We start from the raw sequence: 15703 nt of genomic DNA on the forward strand, positions 1-15703 counted from the left end.
ATCATACACAACGTCTAATGACATCCTGAATAGCAAGCAAATGCTGGGAAATAACCGCATCGATTGGACAATACAACAGTCAGAAAGAATGTTAAAGCCAGCGTTTGTCGGCTCCTTTCTTATGCTATTTAATACCCCAAAACACTAGATTACTAGCACTTTGGGGGAATTGAATAAGTGGATTAAGCTTCAGTAGGAAAATCTTCAACAGGAGGGGCTATCCACAGACTGCAATTTGGAGCAGGCATGACATAAGTCGTGACAACGTGAGAGTTCATACTGTTAAGGATGGCTTTTCTGGTTGAAACCCCAGTATTTTTAACAGTGCAAACCATATTTTTTTGTGCCAGAAAAGCGGCGCAACCATTGTTTTCTGGAGAGTTTGTGTAATCGATATCTCTGGTTGTCATAAGATAAACCCGTGTTTTGTAGGGTAATGATTCAGAGAGGAGTTTAAAACTGAAAGGACCAGCTATATGGTGTTGTCCCCAGGAAGTAATTTGCTCTGAAGCCACGGAAATCACTTGAGGAAGTCCTTGCACATTCACAGTAATTGTTTCAGAACTATTGGGCTCAACAGGTAAATTATTAATGGTCAGGGAAAAATCTTCAGCCAGTACTTTGGGAAATTCCACATTAAATATAGCAGATTGAGCAGCTGGATCACCTCGGTGATCAGCCTTCACACTGTCAAAAATATGCCAAAGTTTATTATAAGCATTGGTACAAAGCTGAGCATCTTTTGAACTGGGAAGCACGCTTGCTAAAACTGGATTGATACCGGCAACAATTAAGCCTATAAAAAGAAATATATATTTCATGTAACTAACTCCTTGTTATCTAAATTGAATTAAATTTGACTTTATCTGATACATCCTGTTGAAAAAAAGAGTTTTCATTTTGAAAATGAACTGTGAGCTTAAAGCAAACTCAAAAACTCCCATGATAGATAATAGAATAAAACATATTAAATACAAATTTGACTTGCTCAATTTAGCTTTGGCAGAAATTTTTAAACACTTTTCTTTACCAGCTTCTGCATCTATATAAGCCCTAAGCATAGCCCTGTGTGGTGCAAACTCATTGATTTAAAGGATTAAAGCGATCACAAACATCAGGGTATGAATAAACTATAAACAATTAAAAATGCAACCTGGACGCCAGTCACTACAAGGCCATTTTGTATCATGGCTTTGACATTCTCACTTCCAGCAAAACCCATTGCCGCGAACATATTGGCGCCAGGGTAAGCGTAATTTGTGACGCGAGTTGCAAAGAGCATGCACAAAGCAAAAGTGATAAGAGGCAATTGCATCTGGAGGACAGAGGGGCTAAAGAGCTGGTGAAGCATTTTGATGGTTGCTTCTGCAGCGCCTGGCATACCAAAAGCGCCGGTAAATCCTATTAAGATCGATAATACTGGTTTCCCTCCCAGGTTAATTAATGGTGTTAATAACTCAGTTAATGCATTAAATCCTCCAGCTTGATGGATTAGTGCCATAAAAGGATCAAATAAAATAAACAAAAAGAAGAGATGCAAGCTTTTTTGCATTCCTTCAAACAACAGGTTAAAAATTTGTTTCAAACCGAGTCGACAGGATAATCCGGTAATCAGCGCCAGAAATAACATGACAAAGATCACATAAGAGGTTTTCGCTTGAGTAAATAAACCATAGACAACACAAAACAAAAAGGAAATCAGAAAAATTAATGTAGCCCTTTTTTGTTGTCTATTGGGAGTAAAAGGCTCAGTGCTGTTCTCGTCTTCGCAGGGCTCATTGATGTATAATTTTTGTAATCGTGAAGCCATAAACCAGGTGGTAATTAAAGTCACTACAGCAATTGGGAGCGAAGCGTAAAGAAATACTGTCCCATAACTTAATCCAGTGACACCAAGCAAGGTTACAACTGGGGGAGCAAAAGGCCCCAAAATTAAAGCCTCTTCAGCTGAAGCTTGCATGAGTACCGCCAAACTGGGACGTGACAAGCCTACTGACCCTGCAATAGGACGCAAACTGGGGGCCAGGATAGCTAAGCCTCCCGCTAATGTTCCCAGCAAACCAACAATAATAAAGGATGAGAGGACTATACCAATTTTAGCGCGTCGCTGAGTATTAACCCCGACTCCATAAACAATTTGGTGCACTAAAGTATGACTTACCTGGGTATGCGTTAAAACTTCGCCCAACCCTCGACCTAACATGATGATAAAACCAACCAAAGCCATAAATGAACCCAAGGCATCAGCCATGGCATTCCCTATGTCAATTGGGGTGCTTATATTCCACAAAAAACCTAGCCCAACGCAAACAGCTGTCGCTACTAATGGATCAACGTTACGAAATAACAGCAAAACATAAAGAATAATAATGGATAAACTGGCTAGCTGAATGTAGAAAGACATTAGCGGATCACTCCAATTAGATTCAGTCCCTGTGTGATGCCTTCAATCCCTAATCCCGGTTTGTCTGCCAGGATAATTTTATTGCTGAGACTTTGTGCCCCACCAAGAATATAATTCTCACGGATCAAAAAAATAGGATCGAGATCTGCATAAGAAATATCGGGCTTACTTAATGCAAAACTGGCTATAGCGGCGACTCCAATCGGCGATTCCAGCATACATCCCACCATGATTTGCATTTTTGCCGCCTGAGCAATGTGATAAATTGCTTGAGCCTTTTCAAGGCCTCCTGATTTCATCAACTTTATATTAACTCCATCGCAAGCATTAATTTTTGCCATATTCAATGCGTCTTCTGGGGAAAAACATGCTTCGTCAGCGATAATTGCACAATCAACCTGATCTCTAATCACCTTTAAATCGGGCAGATTTCGAGCACTAATCGGTTGTTCCACCAAAGGAATATTCAAATTCTCTTTTTTGAAAGCAGCGATGACCTTTAATGCGTCCTCATAAGACCATCCCTGATTTGCATCGACCAGCAGAGTAATATCATTGCCCACAGCCTGACGTATAGTCTGAACTCGTTTTATATCGTCAACTGGATTTAATCCTAATTTAATTTTCAGGGTTTTGTGCCCCTGCTGAATCAAATCAACGGCATCACTCACCATCTCATCAACTTCTTTGACGCTTATCGTAATACACGAATCGATACAATTGGTATTTCCTCCCAACAATCTATAGAGAGGCAAACCACAATATTGGGCAAATAAATCGTGTAAAGCGATATCGATAGCAGCCTTGGCTGACGAGTTACCTCCTATAGCCTGATCATTCATTTGCAGTAATAAATTGAATTCGGCAATATTACGTCCGATAAGATGTGGGCCCAAGGCATCTTTAATGGCAGTGATAATGGATTTCGTACTGTCTCCAGTTATCGCTGGAGTCGATGCTGCTGAACCATAACCAATCTTTCCGCAATCTGTTTTTATTAATACCACTACATCATCAACGCATTCGGTACGCCTCACCGCAGTAATAAACGGGCGACTTAATGGAATAGTGAGTTGTGCGATATGGATTTCTTTAATATTCAAACAAGCACCTGTTATTTATTGTTTGCAGGGTAACCTTAATGAAAGATATTAAAGTAATAAGAGTTGATTTGGCAAAAAATGTTTTTAGATTATATCTTTCACAATATACTATTCAACTTAATACCCTGACCCAATACATCAAATAAATAGAGAAAAAATACTGTATTTAAAAACATGCCGCTTTTGCTATCATCCAGTATTTTTAAAATCTGTTCATAAACTAACAAAATTCAGTCATTTTTATTTTCAAATTTATCCTGGAGATGCCCATGCTTTTCAGATCCAATAAATCCAGATCTCACAAACCTGAACAAATTAGCAAGAGTTACCACCGTTTGATGCTACAGTTAAAAACATGGGAAACAAATCATTTTACACCAGGCTTAAGAGAAGAATACTTTAGAAGCTTGGATGTTGAGACAAATGATATACATAATTTCTACAAAGATTTTGTGGAGAACGTATTAACCCCTCTTGATCAGCAACCTGCGGCTGATTTGCCGGAGTTCATAACTCGGGAAGATATTTTTAAACTCTTAAGCTATAAAATATTTATGCCATTGGCTCAGATATTTACAGAGAGAGAGCAATGGATGAGACGTATTGCGGGTACCAATGGAAAAAATGCTCATACCAGCGAAAGCTACAATAAATTCAAAAAAATCATTTTAAACTCTCATCATAAGTTTGTTATTGAAGAAAGCTTATTCCATTTTGAACATGACACATTAAAATATCACCATGAGTGGCAAACTGCAAAGCGACAAATTGCCAAGGAAGTAAAATCATTACGCGCATTACACGAAAATTGGAAAGAGAAAAAAAACAAAATTGACAGAAAAAAAGCTTCTGCTCTATTTGATTTTCTGGATAATTTTGAAAATATTCCTAATCGATTACGCTCAAGAGAAGAGGAACGCTTCAAACAAACAGAAGTCTACAATAAAGCACTTTCCACAGACAAGCTCAAAGCAATAGAACTCCTTAATCAGCATCTTTTTGATTACAGCAATCCTCAAGAAGAATTGGCAGAAAAGATGAAGCTTATCAAAGCTCTTTATGAAAATAATATTCTATTTGAACAGCACCATACTCCAATAGGATGGCTGAAAAACCAATTGAACATTGAAACGGTACTTGATAAAAAGCTTGCGTCTCTGGAGAAATCCTTAAAAGCAGCGGAAAATGCGCTAAATTCTTATATGGAACATGTAATACCCAAAACGGTCACGATTTCCACTGAACCAAGAAAAGAGCCGGAAAAGGATAGCATCACGCTCCCTGAGGAAAATAAATCACCTGAAGCAGTTTCAGATAATCAGAATACAAGTACTTCTAATCCGGAAACTCAACCTCAAACCAATCCTGTGCAAAATAAAAAAAATACCGGTAAAGTTTATCTGAAAGTACAAGAGTATGAAGAAAACCTCCGTAGACATGGTGTATTTACTCCTAAACCCCATCCTTGCTCCAGGGCATTGAAAAAAACACCTACTGATGAAAATAGAGTCTCTCTATAAAAGCAAGCGACCTGACTTTTATAGTCTTTGTGAAGGGACTCGCAAATAACTATTGAGATAGTCCTAAACGGTGTAAAAACATCTTTAGGCTAGCTCTTCAATACCGATAAAAGATCAATTAAAGTTCATAGTGGATATTTATTGTGTTCTCTGATACGATTGTTCCCCTTTTTATTAATTACCCAAAACAACCATGTTTGATTTAGCAAAACTAACCGAATTTAATCATGCTTTAGTGTATGGATTTGAACCAGAATCAAGCCCAAGACGTTTGGCAGGCTCAGAAACATTTGAAGATGCTCTTTTTCCAGAAGCAGGCCAACATCAAGATATGTTAAATGCCTATCTTTATGCACAAGACACTATTCTTCCTCAAATTAAAAAAAGTGGTTTATCCCATATTACCCCAGAAATGTTGATTGAATGGGTTAAAGCAATACATGGCTTTATCGGAAAATCATTAATGCAAGCTTACGATAGGAAATCTGGCGAATATACTGATGAAATTATTTTCCGATGGCACTTGGGCGCTGAATTGGGAGTCCATTTTACTTTATATTTGTCTGATCTTCATGAGTGCAAATCCCCGCAGCAACTTGCAAAATTTTTAAATAGACAATTTGAGATGGATTATCAATCTGCTTTGGATTTTATTGTTCTATTAGAGAAAATCGCCAAAGATGAAAAATACAGTATTCATGAATCACTAAAACCCTTTATTGATTATTCAAGCCCCGGGATAAAAGGAATTCTAGTACAAAATAAATTGGCAAGTGCATATAATCTCAACCAATTGAGTGAAAAAGAGAAAATCACAGTCAATAAAATTGTAAAAATTTGTATGTTTCCTCCTCTGATTCCTGAAGCAATGAATCGATGGGCGCGAGAAACAGTGGACCAATTACATGCTTGTGATTGCAGAGATTTGAAAAATGTTTCTGAATTCCTGGCAACTACTTTTTATAAACTTACAGAAGTTCATCCTTTTGCCAATGCAAATGGAAGAACGGCAACCTGCCTTATTAATACTTTCCTTCGCGCATTTGGCTATCCTAGCATTGTGCTTCGTCACCCTGGGGAAAGAGAAAATAAGGACAGCCGGTATCAAAAAGCATTCGCTGAAATTGATTCCTCTCTACTTCCTTTAATTGATCTTATTTATACTCGTGTAAACGAAGCTCAAGAAAAAGCTTTTGAAAATGAAAAACTAAAAAAATTGATTGTTTTGCGAGTTGCTTTAAGTGACTTGTTACAAGAAACCAGGTCAAAATATGCTGAGTTTAATATCAATGCATTCCAGAAACAGGTGTTTTCTTCTCCCGAAACCTTGTTTGCAATGCAAATGGCTGACGAGACTGAAGCATCCATTTTTGTCCTGTCAATGAGTATCAATAAATTATCCCAAATAGCAAAAGAATTCGAGCTGTCAAAACAAAAGAAACCAACATTGTTTTCAACAGCCGTGTTCGATGGCTCACAAATAAATGCTGTTATAAAAAGTCTGGAAAAAATATCTGGTCAGACGGGTTGGAAGCACAATGCAAAAAAGGGATTGGTCACTTGGCTGGAACTTCCCAATATGGAAAAAGCTAAAGCAATTGCCTCTGAACTGGAAGCACTTAAAGTGGCAAAAGTCACTGTAGCTCGACGAGCGGACAATAAAATTCCAGTCATCAAATGCGAAGAAATTGATTATCAAAAACTTGTTAATGTTTCTCTCCAGAAAGATGGTAAAACATCAGCAAAGAATACAGAATTTGTTGCGATGTTTTGACAAAAACAAGCCTGAATTACAGTGGCAGGATCAATCTTTTGTTTTAGTTCAAACTTGAGCTGGCCGATACCGGTTGTTATAAAACTGCGGCCAGATCGTATTAAGCCTAAATGATGGGAAATAAAAAGCACTTTTTTTTCATAGCAACCAAAAGATGACATCTACCCATTTTGATAGAAATAGAACTTAAATGAACTTTCTTTTATTACGTTTATGAACTTATGTTAGTATCTAATACAATTCTCAAGGCAGCATTAAGTCATTTCAACGACAGGAATAATTTAATCAAACAATTGGATTTGTCCTCTGATAACGATAAAAATTCGTTTTACAAATTAGTGTTGGCGTTTTGGTTAGGCTCAAACATAACTCGCGATAAAATTATCAAACACCCTTTGTACATAAAATGTGAAGCTTTTATAGATTTGGGTTACTCGTGCATTTTGGTTTTGGATAAGCAAATGAGCTTGTTAAAGAAAAATTCACTTGCTTATACGATCCTACAAAGAGCCTTATTTGAAATAATAAGACATTATAATGACAACTATCTGTTATTAACCCAGAATCCCAAAATACTCTTTTCTTTCTTTTCCCATACTATTGAAAAAATTGACAGCAAGGTATGTGAAGATATTTCTCACCAAAAAATCCTTGAGATGACTCAAAATGCGTGCCTGGCTGAATTATCACATCCCCCAAATAGCCCACCACATGGATTACTAGCAACACGAGTATCTAATGATGTTACCAGTTTAAAGAAAGTTAATCCATTCAATATGGGTGTCGCTATCAATAAGCTGATTACTGAAAATTTTAACAAGGAACTTTTTTTCCCACGCCAAATAAGGCCAACACCCAACAAGCATATTACTCATAAATTATTAATACCCGCTTGGGATGGCATTGTACTTGAAGGGCTTTCGGTCAAGGAAAGAAAGAAAACAACCAATACTGTTGTTTTAGCATTAATTGGACATTTTCAAACAGAACATCATTATCTTAATGCAAGCTTTGATGAGTTCCAGGAGCTTTTTGGTACAGAATTAGTACTTATAAATCATAGAAATTATTCCAATCGATCCAATAAATTTGCAAACAGTGCTGAAGATATAGCCAAGGATGTCATTGCTTTCGTAAACCATTTCAGACAAAAAAACAAAAAAATCGTGCTGTATGGAATGTGTGGCGGAGCTGCGCATATGATTTTAGCGGCCCATATGATGTTAAATCAAAAAATTCCATTTAAATTAATTGTGGACAGGTTCTCTCAAAAATACATCAATTTCGTAGATTTTAAGACGCTCTCCAGAGCAAGAGATTTTTCAATTTCAAAAGGGCAAGATTGCTCGAGATTGCTTCCAGGTTACCAATATTGTCCCAGTTTAATGCCTTACTTACTTATTCTTTTATTTCTATTGTTGTTTGTTTTAGTTAAAACAGCTCTGGTTTTAACTAAAACAAATATTGATTTTGCAAAGCTAGTGCGAATGATTCCTGAAGAAGATCTTCTGATTTTACAAGCCAAGGGGGAAAAAATAGCGGCCTTAAAAAGACCATTATACACAGACATGATTGTACACCCTGAAAATGACATGCGAGCTGCCGTAAAAGACAAAAGAAAACATAGAAAAACCATCTTGAAAAATTTATGTGAGCACTGCTTGCATGCTGCTGGTCAGGCCGTTTTTTCAACTGAAATGCAAAAAATTTTTCTTCAATTATTTCAGTGTTTTGATCAATGCCTTCAACTGATAAGTAATGAGAAGTTAATGGAGGATGCCGTAACGAACTACCCTGTTGATTTGCACAGTAAAAAAATTTACACCCTTACGACCAGAAATAAGTTACCTGTCAGTCAGTTTATTAGAGGTTTTTTTAAACAACCATCGAAAAAACATATTCATCTGATTGAATCAATCAAACCTCATACTAGCCAGCACATAGTGGATGCTTTAAAACAAATGTATGTAAATCATCCATCAATTCATTCTAATTTATTACAGTTTGCCAATCATTTGGCTTTACTTTTACAAGATATGAAAGCTAATCAATTGTTTATTTCTTATATGGCTGATCATTTATCCGCTACCCAATTATCTGATTTAAGTGAACCACTCAATGCTCTGTTAACAAGCGACTTGTTTCGATTGATTAATATGAGCTCACCCGGAGAAGATAAACAGGATATCATCATAAGTAATCATAGAGTGTCCATTTAGTTTGTTCATTGCATTCTGCAAAATAGCTACCTCTGATACTGAATCACCAGACTAAGGTAAAAACACTTAATAGAACTGCTCAACAAAATTTGATTATCGACAAAAAAAAAACGAATAAATATGAATCTTTATGAACAATATTCATCAAATAATCTATACTTAAAAAGTCAATTAATCCATTGGGGACAATATGTTTTTCTCTAAAAATGAAAAAAATCCAATAAAACAAGCACTGCAAGGCGAATTATTACAAGATGAGCCATTTATACAACTATGCACAAAAATAGAAAACTACTTGATGGATACCGAAGCTGTAAATGAGCAACTTATTGAGTTAAATGAGCGACTGACAATGAGGTTAAAGGAAAAAGGACTAAAACCCGGCGAAAAAGGAGCAACAAAGCAGTTAAGAACGCTAATACAGGAAATACTAACCGAGGCAGGCTTTAGAGAGGGAATGTTACAGACAATAGGTAATAAACCATTAAAAAAAGAAGAATTCATGTTTTTAGTATCATCAGGATTTATGTTAAAAGACAGTAGCCTGAGAGCATCATCCCATGGAGAACTGACCCATGCAATTCAATGGTGTTTAATCATATTAAAACAAAAGAAAGACAGCAGTTTTCTTGAAAACATACCTACTAGTGAGATTTGTGACCGAATTTATAAAAAACTAGGGCACCAAGATTCTTCGAATCCTAATTATCCCTTTACCTGTTGGGATGTACTTATCGATAAATTAGGAGAAATAGATTCCAGATCCCCGGAATGGCTTTCCGAACATATTCAAAACGACGAGAATCAAATTTTTCCTGTGTTAAGAGAGATGATAAAAAACAGAACTGAAAAAGGCAAGACAGAAGAAAACAAGGAAAAATTACAAAAAAAACTGGAGAATCCGCCAGAACATTATGAAAAACACGAGGAAATTGAAAATACTCTCATGCCAAAAAAGAAATAACGTGTGTAGTAGTTCAAACTTGATCTGACAGTTACCGGTTTTTCAAGAAGTGTCTGTCAGGTCAAATTTAGTTTATAAATTTTTCCATCCAGATTTGTTTATCCTCTATCAAAGTTTGCATTGGAGTACGACCACAACACATTTTACCTTGATGAGTTCGTTGATTATTATAGTAATCCATCCATTCGTCCAGATCTTTTTGTAATTTATCGATTGATTCGTAAATTTTCTTTCGAAATGTTACTTGATAGAACTCTTGTAAAATCGTTTTATGGAAACGCTCACAAATTCCATTTGTTTGTGGTGAGTTTGCTTTTGTCTTCGTATGGTCGATATTATTAATCGCCAAATAAAGCTGATAATCATGGTGTTCTACCTTTCCACAATATTCCGTGCCTCTGTCAGTTAAAATTCGCAGTATAGGCAAGTTGTATTGCTCAAAGAATGGTAAGACTTTGTCATTGAGTATATCTGCTGAGGTAATCGGTATTTTTGTCGTATAAAGCTTGGCAAAAGCTACTTTGCTGTAAGTATCAACAAAGGTTTGCTGATAAATACGACCGACTCCTTTAAGCGTACCTACATAAAAAGTATCTTGAGAGCCGAGGTAACCAGGGTGGGCTGCTTCAATTTCACCACATGCTTCATCATCAAATTTCTTTTTCTCCAAAGCGCTAACTTGCGCCTCTGTTAATATAATCCCTTCAGAGGCTACTTTGGCCTCTAATGCTTTTAAACGGTCTTTAAAATTGGCAAGTTCATAGCGCAACCAAATACTACGAACACCACTAGGAGAAACAAAAATACCTTGTTTACGAAGCTCGTTGCTCGTGCGCTGCTGACCATGTGCTGGAAATGCTATCGCGTATTCCTTGACTGCTAGCTCGACTGATTCATCTACTCTATTTTTGATATTAGGTTTTCTTCGGTTTTGATCGAATAAAGCATCAATGCCTCCCGATTCAACCGCCGACTTATAGCGATAAAAAGTATCTCTGGATAAGCCCATTACTTTACATGCTTTAGAAACATTTCCTAATTCTTCAGCAAGGTTTAATAAGCCAACTTTATGTTTAATGATTTTAACTGTATTATCTATCATGAGAGTTTTCCTCTTGGTTTTGTTTAAAGTTCGCACTTCTATCAAAACCGGAAACTCTCACTTTTTCAAGTAGTTGTGTCAGATTAAGTCGAAACTAATTCAACGTGTCAGTACGGCTTTTCTCCGTACTCATCAGGCACAACATATTCTTTAAGCATCAAATCATCGTATCTTTCGACTAACTTCCCTAAACGGGAACTGGTGAGCGCAGCGTAATCAATTGCATTAAGCAGCTCTGCTCCATCCTTTTCCTGAAGTAAGCAAATAAGCTTCTCAACAGCAGCAATTTTCTGTTCAACAGAAAACCCTTTTGTTATCTCAATGTGGCGAGTTTTAAAATGCTTGCTTAGAGTTTTTTCTTCAGAATCATGGCCTTCTGCATTCTCTTTCACTTGCAAAGCCTGCCTTGCTTCTTCTTTTTTTGTGATAATGTAGTCTTTCAATTTATTAATGAATTGTTCTTTGCGTAAGTTGCCTTGGAATTCGATTTCTTCTGTTAATTCACCATCGTACTCGCTTTCTCCATCAGAGTAGGCCTCTCTATTACTTGCTGTCTGCCCAGAGTCCTTTGAAAGTGCTGGCTCTATAGCTAGCGAGTCGGTATCAAAGGCTTTTTGCCTGGCTTTTCTTTTTTTAGCTTTTCTTGTTTTAGTGAGCCATGTTTTATCACACTTACTGACCACTTCGATTCCCATTATCGGTTTTTTATCCTTATCATTTGCTACTCTTGAGCTTTGATTGCCAACCTTTAAGGTCATTAATAAGTTCGAATCTTCCACTTCAACACCTTCCATGTAATCACGCAATGCTTCCTGTAAGGCACCGGGACCAGCTGCAATAGTTTGATGTTTTCTAAAATCCATTGGTCCCTCCAATTGATAAGGTGTGCGTTTAGCATCCATCAGATTGCCGTATCGACCAAATCTTTTTTTAAGAGATTCTTGGGGCAAAGGCGATAAGTCATACTCTTCATGGCGTTGCATAGCATTTAAGATTGCATCTTCCATGACCTCATGATCAGGAATAGCAGCAAGAATATCGTTATTGACATCCCCTAAAGTATTGACATGATGGATAGTAGGTCCTCCTCGACGTGGATCCCTCCATGATCCTGTATACAAATCTACGTGGGCTTTTATACCAAAAGCAACTTCATCTGCTACAAATTGTGAGTTTTCATCCAAATAAAAAACGATATCGGTATCAAAGTAATAACCGCCCTCTTGCCTTAAAATTTCAAAACGAAAAAAATCTGCAGCTGCAGCAAGATTTCTGAAACCGACTCTTTCTCTATTGACATATTCCCAAAATTTTTTGTACCTGTCCCCTTCGTAAAAAGGATCATTTCTCATCCTTTCTTCCAATTCATGAATATTCCTTATTCTTAAATTAGGTATGTCTATTCCTTCTTGAGTTGATGTTTTAATATAATTCATTTCGTTATCAACCCATAAATTAACCTCAAAATCACTTTTTATTGCCACTGCAGCAACATCCATAATGGTACGTAAATATTGGGCTCGAATAGGACCACCAACCCAAACAAAATGTATTTTAGATGGTATTTTACTTAGCTCATATTCACTTTCAGAATCGTCTTCATTCTCAGAATCACTTTCATATTCAGATTCGTTCATGAAACTCTCCCAGAATAACTCAATATTGTTTGATTATAGTACAAAAACCCTATCCCATGCAGGCGAAATCCTAAGTTCATTTAAAAACCATTTTAATACGACATAATACTGTTATACTGGTCTTAGTTATTTCACGGAGAGCTTCGCATGAAAAAAATTGTCTGTTCATTCATTGGCTTATTATTCACAGTAGGCATCATGTCAGTACATGCTGAAACTGCGATTATTAAAACTTCGGAAGGCAGTATCACTTGTGAGTTATTTACCAAAGAAGCACCCAATACCGTTGCAAACTTTGTAGGTCTGGCAACAGGAACAAAAGAATTTAAAGATGTAAAAACTGGCAAAATGGTTAAACGTCCTTTTTACAATGGCTTAACTTTTCATCGTGTGATTGCCGGTTTTATGATTCAAGGCGGAGACCCACTTGGAAATGGGACAGGGGGACCAGGATATACGTTTGATAATGAAAACACTAATGTCAGTTTTAACAAACCAGGCGTACTTGCAATGGCCAATGCTGGGCCCAATACGAATGGCAGTCAATTTTTTATTACCGTTGCACCAACACCTGAATTACAAGGCAGCTATAATGTTTTTGGTCAAGTCATTTCAGGGCAAGAGGTTGTTGATAAGATTAGCAAGATACCTACTGATCCACAAGATAAACCCATTACGCCTGTAGTCATTGAAAACATTATCATTCAAAAGTAAATGTAACGCCAACTCTTGTGATAATGTGTAAGCCAATTAAAATTCGCAATATGGGTATGTAGAAACTAGATATTCGTCATTCCTTTTCCGCGAATATCTTCCTTATTCTCACTTAGATGCTTTTCATCGGATAATTTAAATATATTTTTTTCATCAGTAATAACAGGTGGCTCTTTACTCCATAACAGACTTGTTAAAGTCGCTGTTTTTCCATAATATCCATTGGTATAAGTGATATTATTTTTAGCTAATGCTCTTTTAAGAGCCTCAATTGATCGTGAGCCTATACCAGAATATCCTATGTCTTCGGTAAATTTTTTAAAGAGCTCGTTAAATAAATCATGTGGATTTTTATTCTTAATGTTTTCATAGTTGAATATGATATTGAGTTCTGCTGAACCACTTTTATCATTCATCACTATCTCTATTTGAAAATAATCTCCAAAATCTTTGAGTTTATTTTTAAGTTCTTCTATTGTTGCTCCCCCCTCTTTTATTTTTTTTCCTCCCTTATACCCGCAATACTCAAATACAAAATTTTTCATAATTTTTTGAACACGGTATAAATTCATTTTCTTATTTAAATCAATCTTTTTATCTTCTTCTTTTGGTTCCATTCTCTGTGGCGAATTGTTTTTTTCTGGCTCACTAACCAACTCTTTTTCACTTATCTTTTGAACCTGATAAGATTCGACAAGTTCTCTAAGCTCAGAATTTATGTGTTTGGAGAAAATAGATTGTTCTTCATCTGATTTATAAAAACAAAGCTCTTCTTTTTGTTTTATTGCTAATATCTTTTTAAAATTTTTAATGCATTTTTCAGGTTCGGATAAATTAATTTCTTGTATCTTTAATTTTGATTTTGCTGCATTTAAAGCATTTTCAGTACTTAAGATTACCATGACCAAATCTTCTCGTCTTAATGGCATATTATTTTTCAAGTCTTGCAGCAACTTTATTGATTTATTGATAATACTTGTTACCAGTTCATGCGGCTCCTTTTGAAAAATTCTTTTCTTTTTTGTTTCTTCTAACTCCTTAATACCCTTATCTATCAATTTACAAAACTCTTTTTGGCCTTTTAAATTTTCCTTTTTAGTCGCAATAATAATGTCTTTCGACTTATCCAAATAGCGCTCAATTGTCTCAAAAAACTCCATTTCTCTCTTGCCGCTTTCTTGATGATATTTGTAATAAGCTTGTTTGTCATAAGTCACTAATACTGAATTCTTATCAGTTACTATAGGGATATCCCAGCCGATATAACCATACCAGGTATTCGGCACCTCATAAGTAATCTTAAATTCATCAAGTGCTTGTTTTAAAGCAGCTTTAGATCGAGATGATAAAGTGGTGTCTTTATAAAATTGCACGAATAATTCATTTAAAAATTCGATGGGATTAACATCAAATAGCGCTGGATTACAATTAAAGTTTGTTTTATATACTAAATGCCCAGACTCTACATAATACGGGATTTCAATAGTAAAATATTTCTCAAATGGCTTAAGTTTTTTTATTGCATCTTCTGGACTTGCCCCTTGTGATATATATTGGTCTACGAATTTATTCATCAATTCCAACAATTTTTCTGCACATTCTCTTCTAGGAGTAGCAACCTCTTTGTAAAATTTGGTAGTTACCTCATGAAAGCTCTCGGAAGCTTCTGCAAATTGCGAATTTAAATTCGCATTAGATTGCAATCTCTCCTTAGAAAGATGATCCGCAATCTTCAGCACAAACTGGATTGTACTACCCATCCTCTGATCTTTTTTATACCAAGACTTGATTGCTTCGAGAAAAAACTCTGTTTTATTTATGGATAAATAAGTATAAATATCATTAACAGCATTGTATAAATTAATAAGTTGTTGCTGAATCTCCTTTAGTTCTAATGTTTCACTTCTTTCCCCTTTTAAGTTTTTTTTTAGAAAATTATTATATCTTTCTATTAGATTAGATAGTTCCTCTTTAATTTCTTGACCCGACATTTTTTTATCATTAACCGTAAACTGCACTCCATCCAATAAATCATTAATCTTAACATTCTCTTTTTCCCATTGGTTCGCCAAGTAGAGGAACTCTTCTGCCCGAGAAATATGTTGTTTAATACCTTCATTTACCTTTTTAAGCTTCCTCCCTAAATTGATAAATTTCTCTTGCATTACATAATCCCAGACTCAACGTGACTTATGCCTTCAATTATAGACCACATTCAAAACAATAAAATTAATTTTACACCTTATTGTTATATTTATAATCAATT

General features: G+C 35.9%; 10 protein-coding genes and 1 pseudogene. 5 read left to right on the plus strand and 6 right to left on the minus strand.

Annotated elements, in window-relative coordinates; genetic code table 11:
* Positions 1-182 precede the first annotated feature (182 nt).
* The 3 genes from EL201_RS10040 to EL201_RS10050 all read right to left on the minus strand — a co-directional run bounded on the left by EL201_RS10040 (position 183) and on the right by EL201_RS10050 (position 3507).
* Positions 183-821, minus strand: a complete 639-nt coding sequence (locus tag EL201_RS10040) for a hypothetical protein (RefSeq protein WP_027222131.1) — start codon at positions 819-821, stop codon at positions 183-185.
* A 293-nt stretch (positions 822-1114) separates the two neighbouring features.
* Complete coding sequence (locus EL201_RS10045; protein ID WP_027222133.1) at positions 1115-2404, minus strand: TRAP transporter large permease subunit; 1290 nt, start codon at positions 2402-2404, stop codon at positions 1115-1117.
* Entirely contained in the window at positions 2404-3507 is a 1104-nt protein-coding gene (locus EL201_RS10050; protein WP_027222134.1) for a dipeptide epimerase, read from the minus strand. Before EL201_RS10050 ends, EL201_RS10045 begins: the two co-directional genes overlap by 1 nt.
* 269 nt (positions 3508-3776) lie before the next feature.
* On the opposite strand from EL201_RS10050, the gene EL201_RS10055 reads away from it, so the two are divergent.
* The 4 genes from EL201_RS10055 to lirA all read left to right on the plus strand — a co-directional run bounded on the left by EL201_RS10055 (position 3777) and on the right by lirA (position 9984).
* A complete protein-coding gene (locus tag EL201_RS10055) occupies positions 3777-5027 on the plus strand; it encodes a hypothetical protein (protein WP_027222135.1) in 1251 nt (416 codons plus the stop codon).
* A gap of 193 nt (positions 5028-5220) precedes the next feature.
* A complete protein-coding gene (locus tag EL201_RS10060) occupies positions 5221-6801 on the plus strand; it encodes a Fic family protein (protein ID WP_027222136.1) in 1581 nt (526 codons plus the stop codon).
* 221 nt (positions 6802-7022) lie between these two features.
* The gene (locus tag EL201_RS10065; protein WP_027222137.1) at positions 7023-9020 is read left to right on the plus strand and encodes an alpha/beta fold hydrolase; all 1998 of its coding nucleotides are present in this window, start codon (positions 7023-7025) and stop codon (positions 9018-9020) included.
* 190 nt (positions 9021-9210) lie between these two features.
* Positions 9211-9984, plus strand: coding sequence for a Dot/Icm T4SS effector LirA (gene lirA, locus EL201_RS10070; protein ID WP_027222138.1), 774 nt, complete (start codon positions 9211-9213; stop codon positions 9982-9984).
* 42 nt (positions 9985-10026) lie between these two features.
* Here the strand turns inward: lirA and EL201_RS10075 are convergent.
* Positions 10027-11086: pseudogene (locus EL201_RS10075) on the minus strand (IS481 family transposase).
* Between the two features lie 107 nt (positions 11087-11193).
* Positions 11194-12723 carry a TcdA/TcdB catalytic glycosyltransferase domain-containing protein gene (locus EL201_RS10080; protein ID WP_027222139.1) on the minus strand — a complete coding sequence of 510 codons (1530 nt, stop codon included), beginning with the start codon at positions 12721-12723 and terminating at the stop codon, positions 11194-11196.
* Between the two features lie 147 nt (positions 12724-12870).
* Here EL201_RS10080 and EL201_RS10085 point away from each other — a divergent pair, with 147 nt between their 5' ends.
* Entirely contained in the window at positions 12871-13437 is a 567-nt protein-coding gene (locus EL201_RS10085; protein ID WP_027222140.1) for a peptidylprolyl isomerase, read from the plus strand.
* 65 nt (positions 13438-13502) lie between these two features.
* Here the strand turns inward: EL201_RS10085 and EL201_RS10090 are convergent, their stop codons facing one another.
* Positions 13503-15602 carry a hypothetical protein gene (locus EL201_RS10090; RefSeq protein ID WP_027222141.1) on the minus strand — a complete coding sequence of 700 codons (2100 nt, stop codon included), beginning with the start codon at positions 15600-15602 and terminating at the stop codon, positions 13503-13505.
* Positions 15603-15703 lie beyond the last annotated feature (101 nt).

The organism is Legionella pneumophila subsp. pascullei (assembly GCF_900637585.1).
Taxonomy (GTDB): domain Bacteria; phylum Pseudomonadota; class Gammaproteobacteria; order Legionellales; family Legionellaceae; genus Legionella; species Legionella pascullei.

Excerpts from the sequence above, each read along its gene's own strand:
- EL201_RS10040 (WP_027222131.1), bottom strand. The coding sequence starts at position 821 with ATGAAATATATATTTCTTTTTATAGGCTTAATTGTTGCCGGTATCAAT.
- EL201_RS10045 (WP_027222133.1), bottom strand. The coding sequence starts at position 2,404 with ATGTCTTTCTACATTCAGCTAGCCAGTTTATCCATTATTATTCTTTAT.
- EL201_RS10085 (WP_027222140.1), top strand. The coding sequence starts at position 12,871 with ATGAAAAAAATTGTCTGTTCATTCATTGGCTTATTATTCACAGTAGGC.
- EL201_RS10060 (WP_027222136.1), top strand. The coding sequence starts at position 5,221 with ATGTTTGATTTAGCAAAACTAACCGAATTTAATCATGCTTTAGTGTAT.
- lirA (WP_027222138.1), top strand. The coding sequence starts at position 9,211 with ATGTTTTTCTCTAAAAATGAAAAAAATCCAATAAAACAAGCACTGCAA.
- EL201_RS10090 (WP_027222141.1), bottom strand. The coding sequence starts at position 15,602 with ATGCAAGAGAAATTTATCAATTTAGGGAGGAAGCTTAAAAAGGTAAAT.
- EL201_RS10055 (WP_027222135.1), top strand. The coding sequence starts at position 3,777 with ATGCTTTTCAGATCCAATAAATCCAGATCTCACAAACCTGAACAAATT.
- EL201_RS10065 (WP_027222137.1), top strand. The coding sequence starts at position 7,023 with ATGTTAGTATCTAATACAATTCTCAAGGCAGCATTAAGTCATTTCAAC.
- EL201_RS10080 (WP_027222139.1), bottom strand. The coding sequence starts at position 12,723 with ATGAACGAATCTGAATATGAAAGTGATTCTGAGAATGAAGACGATTCT.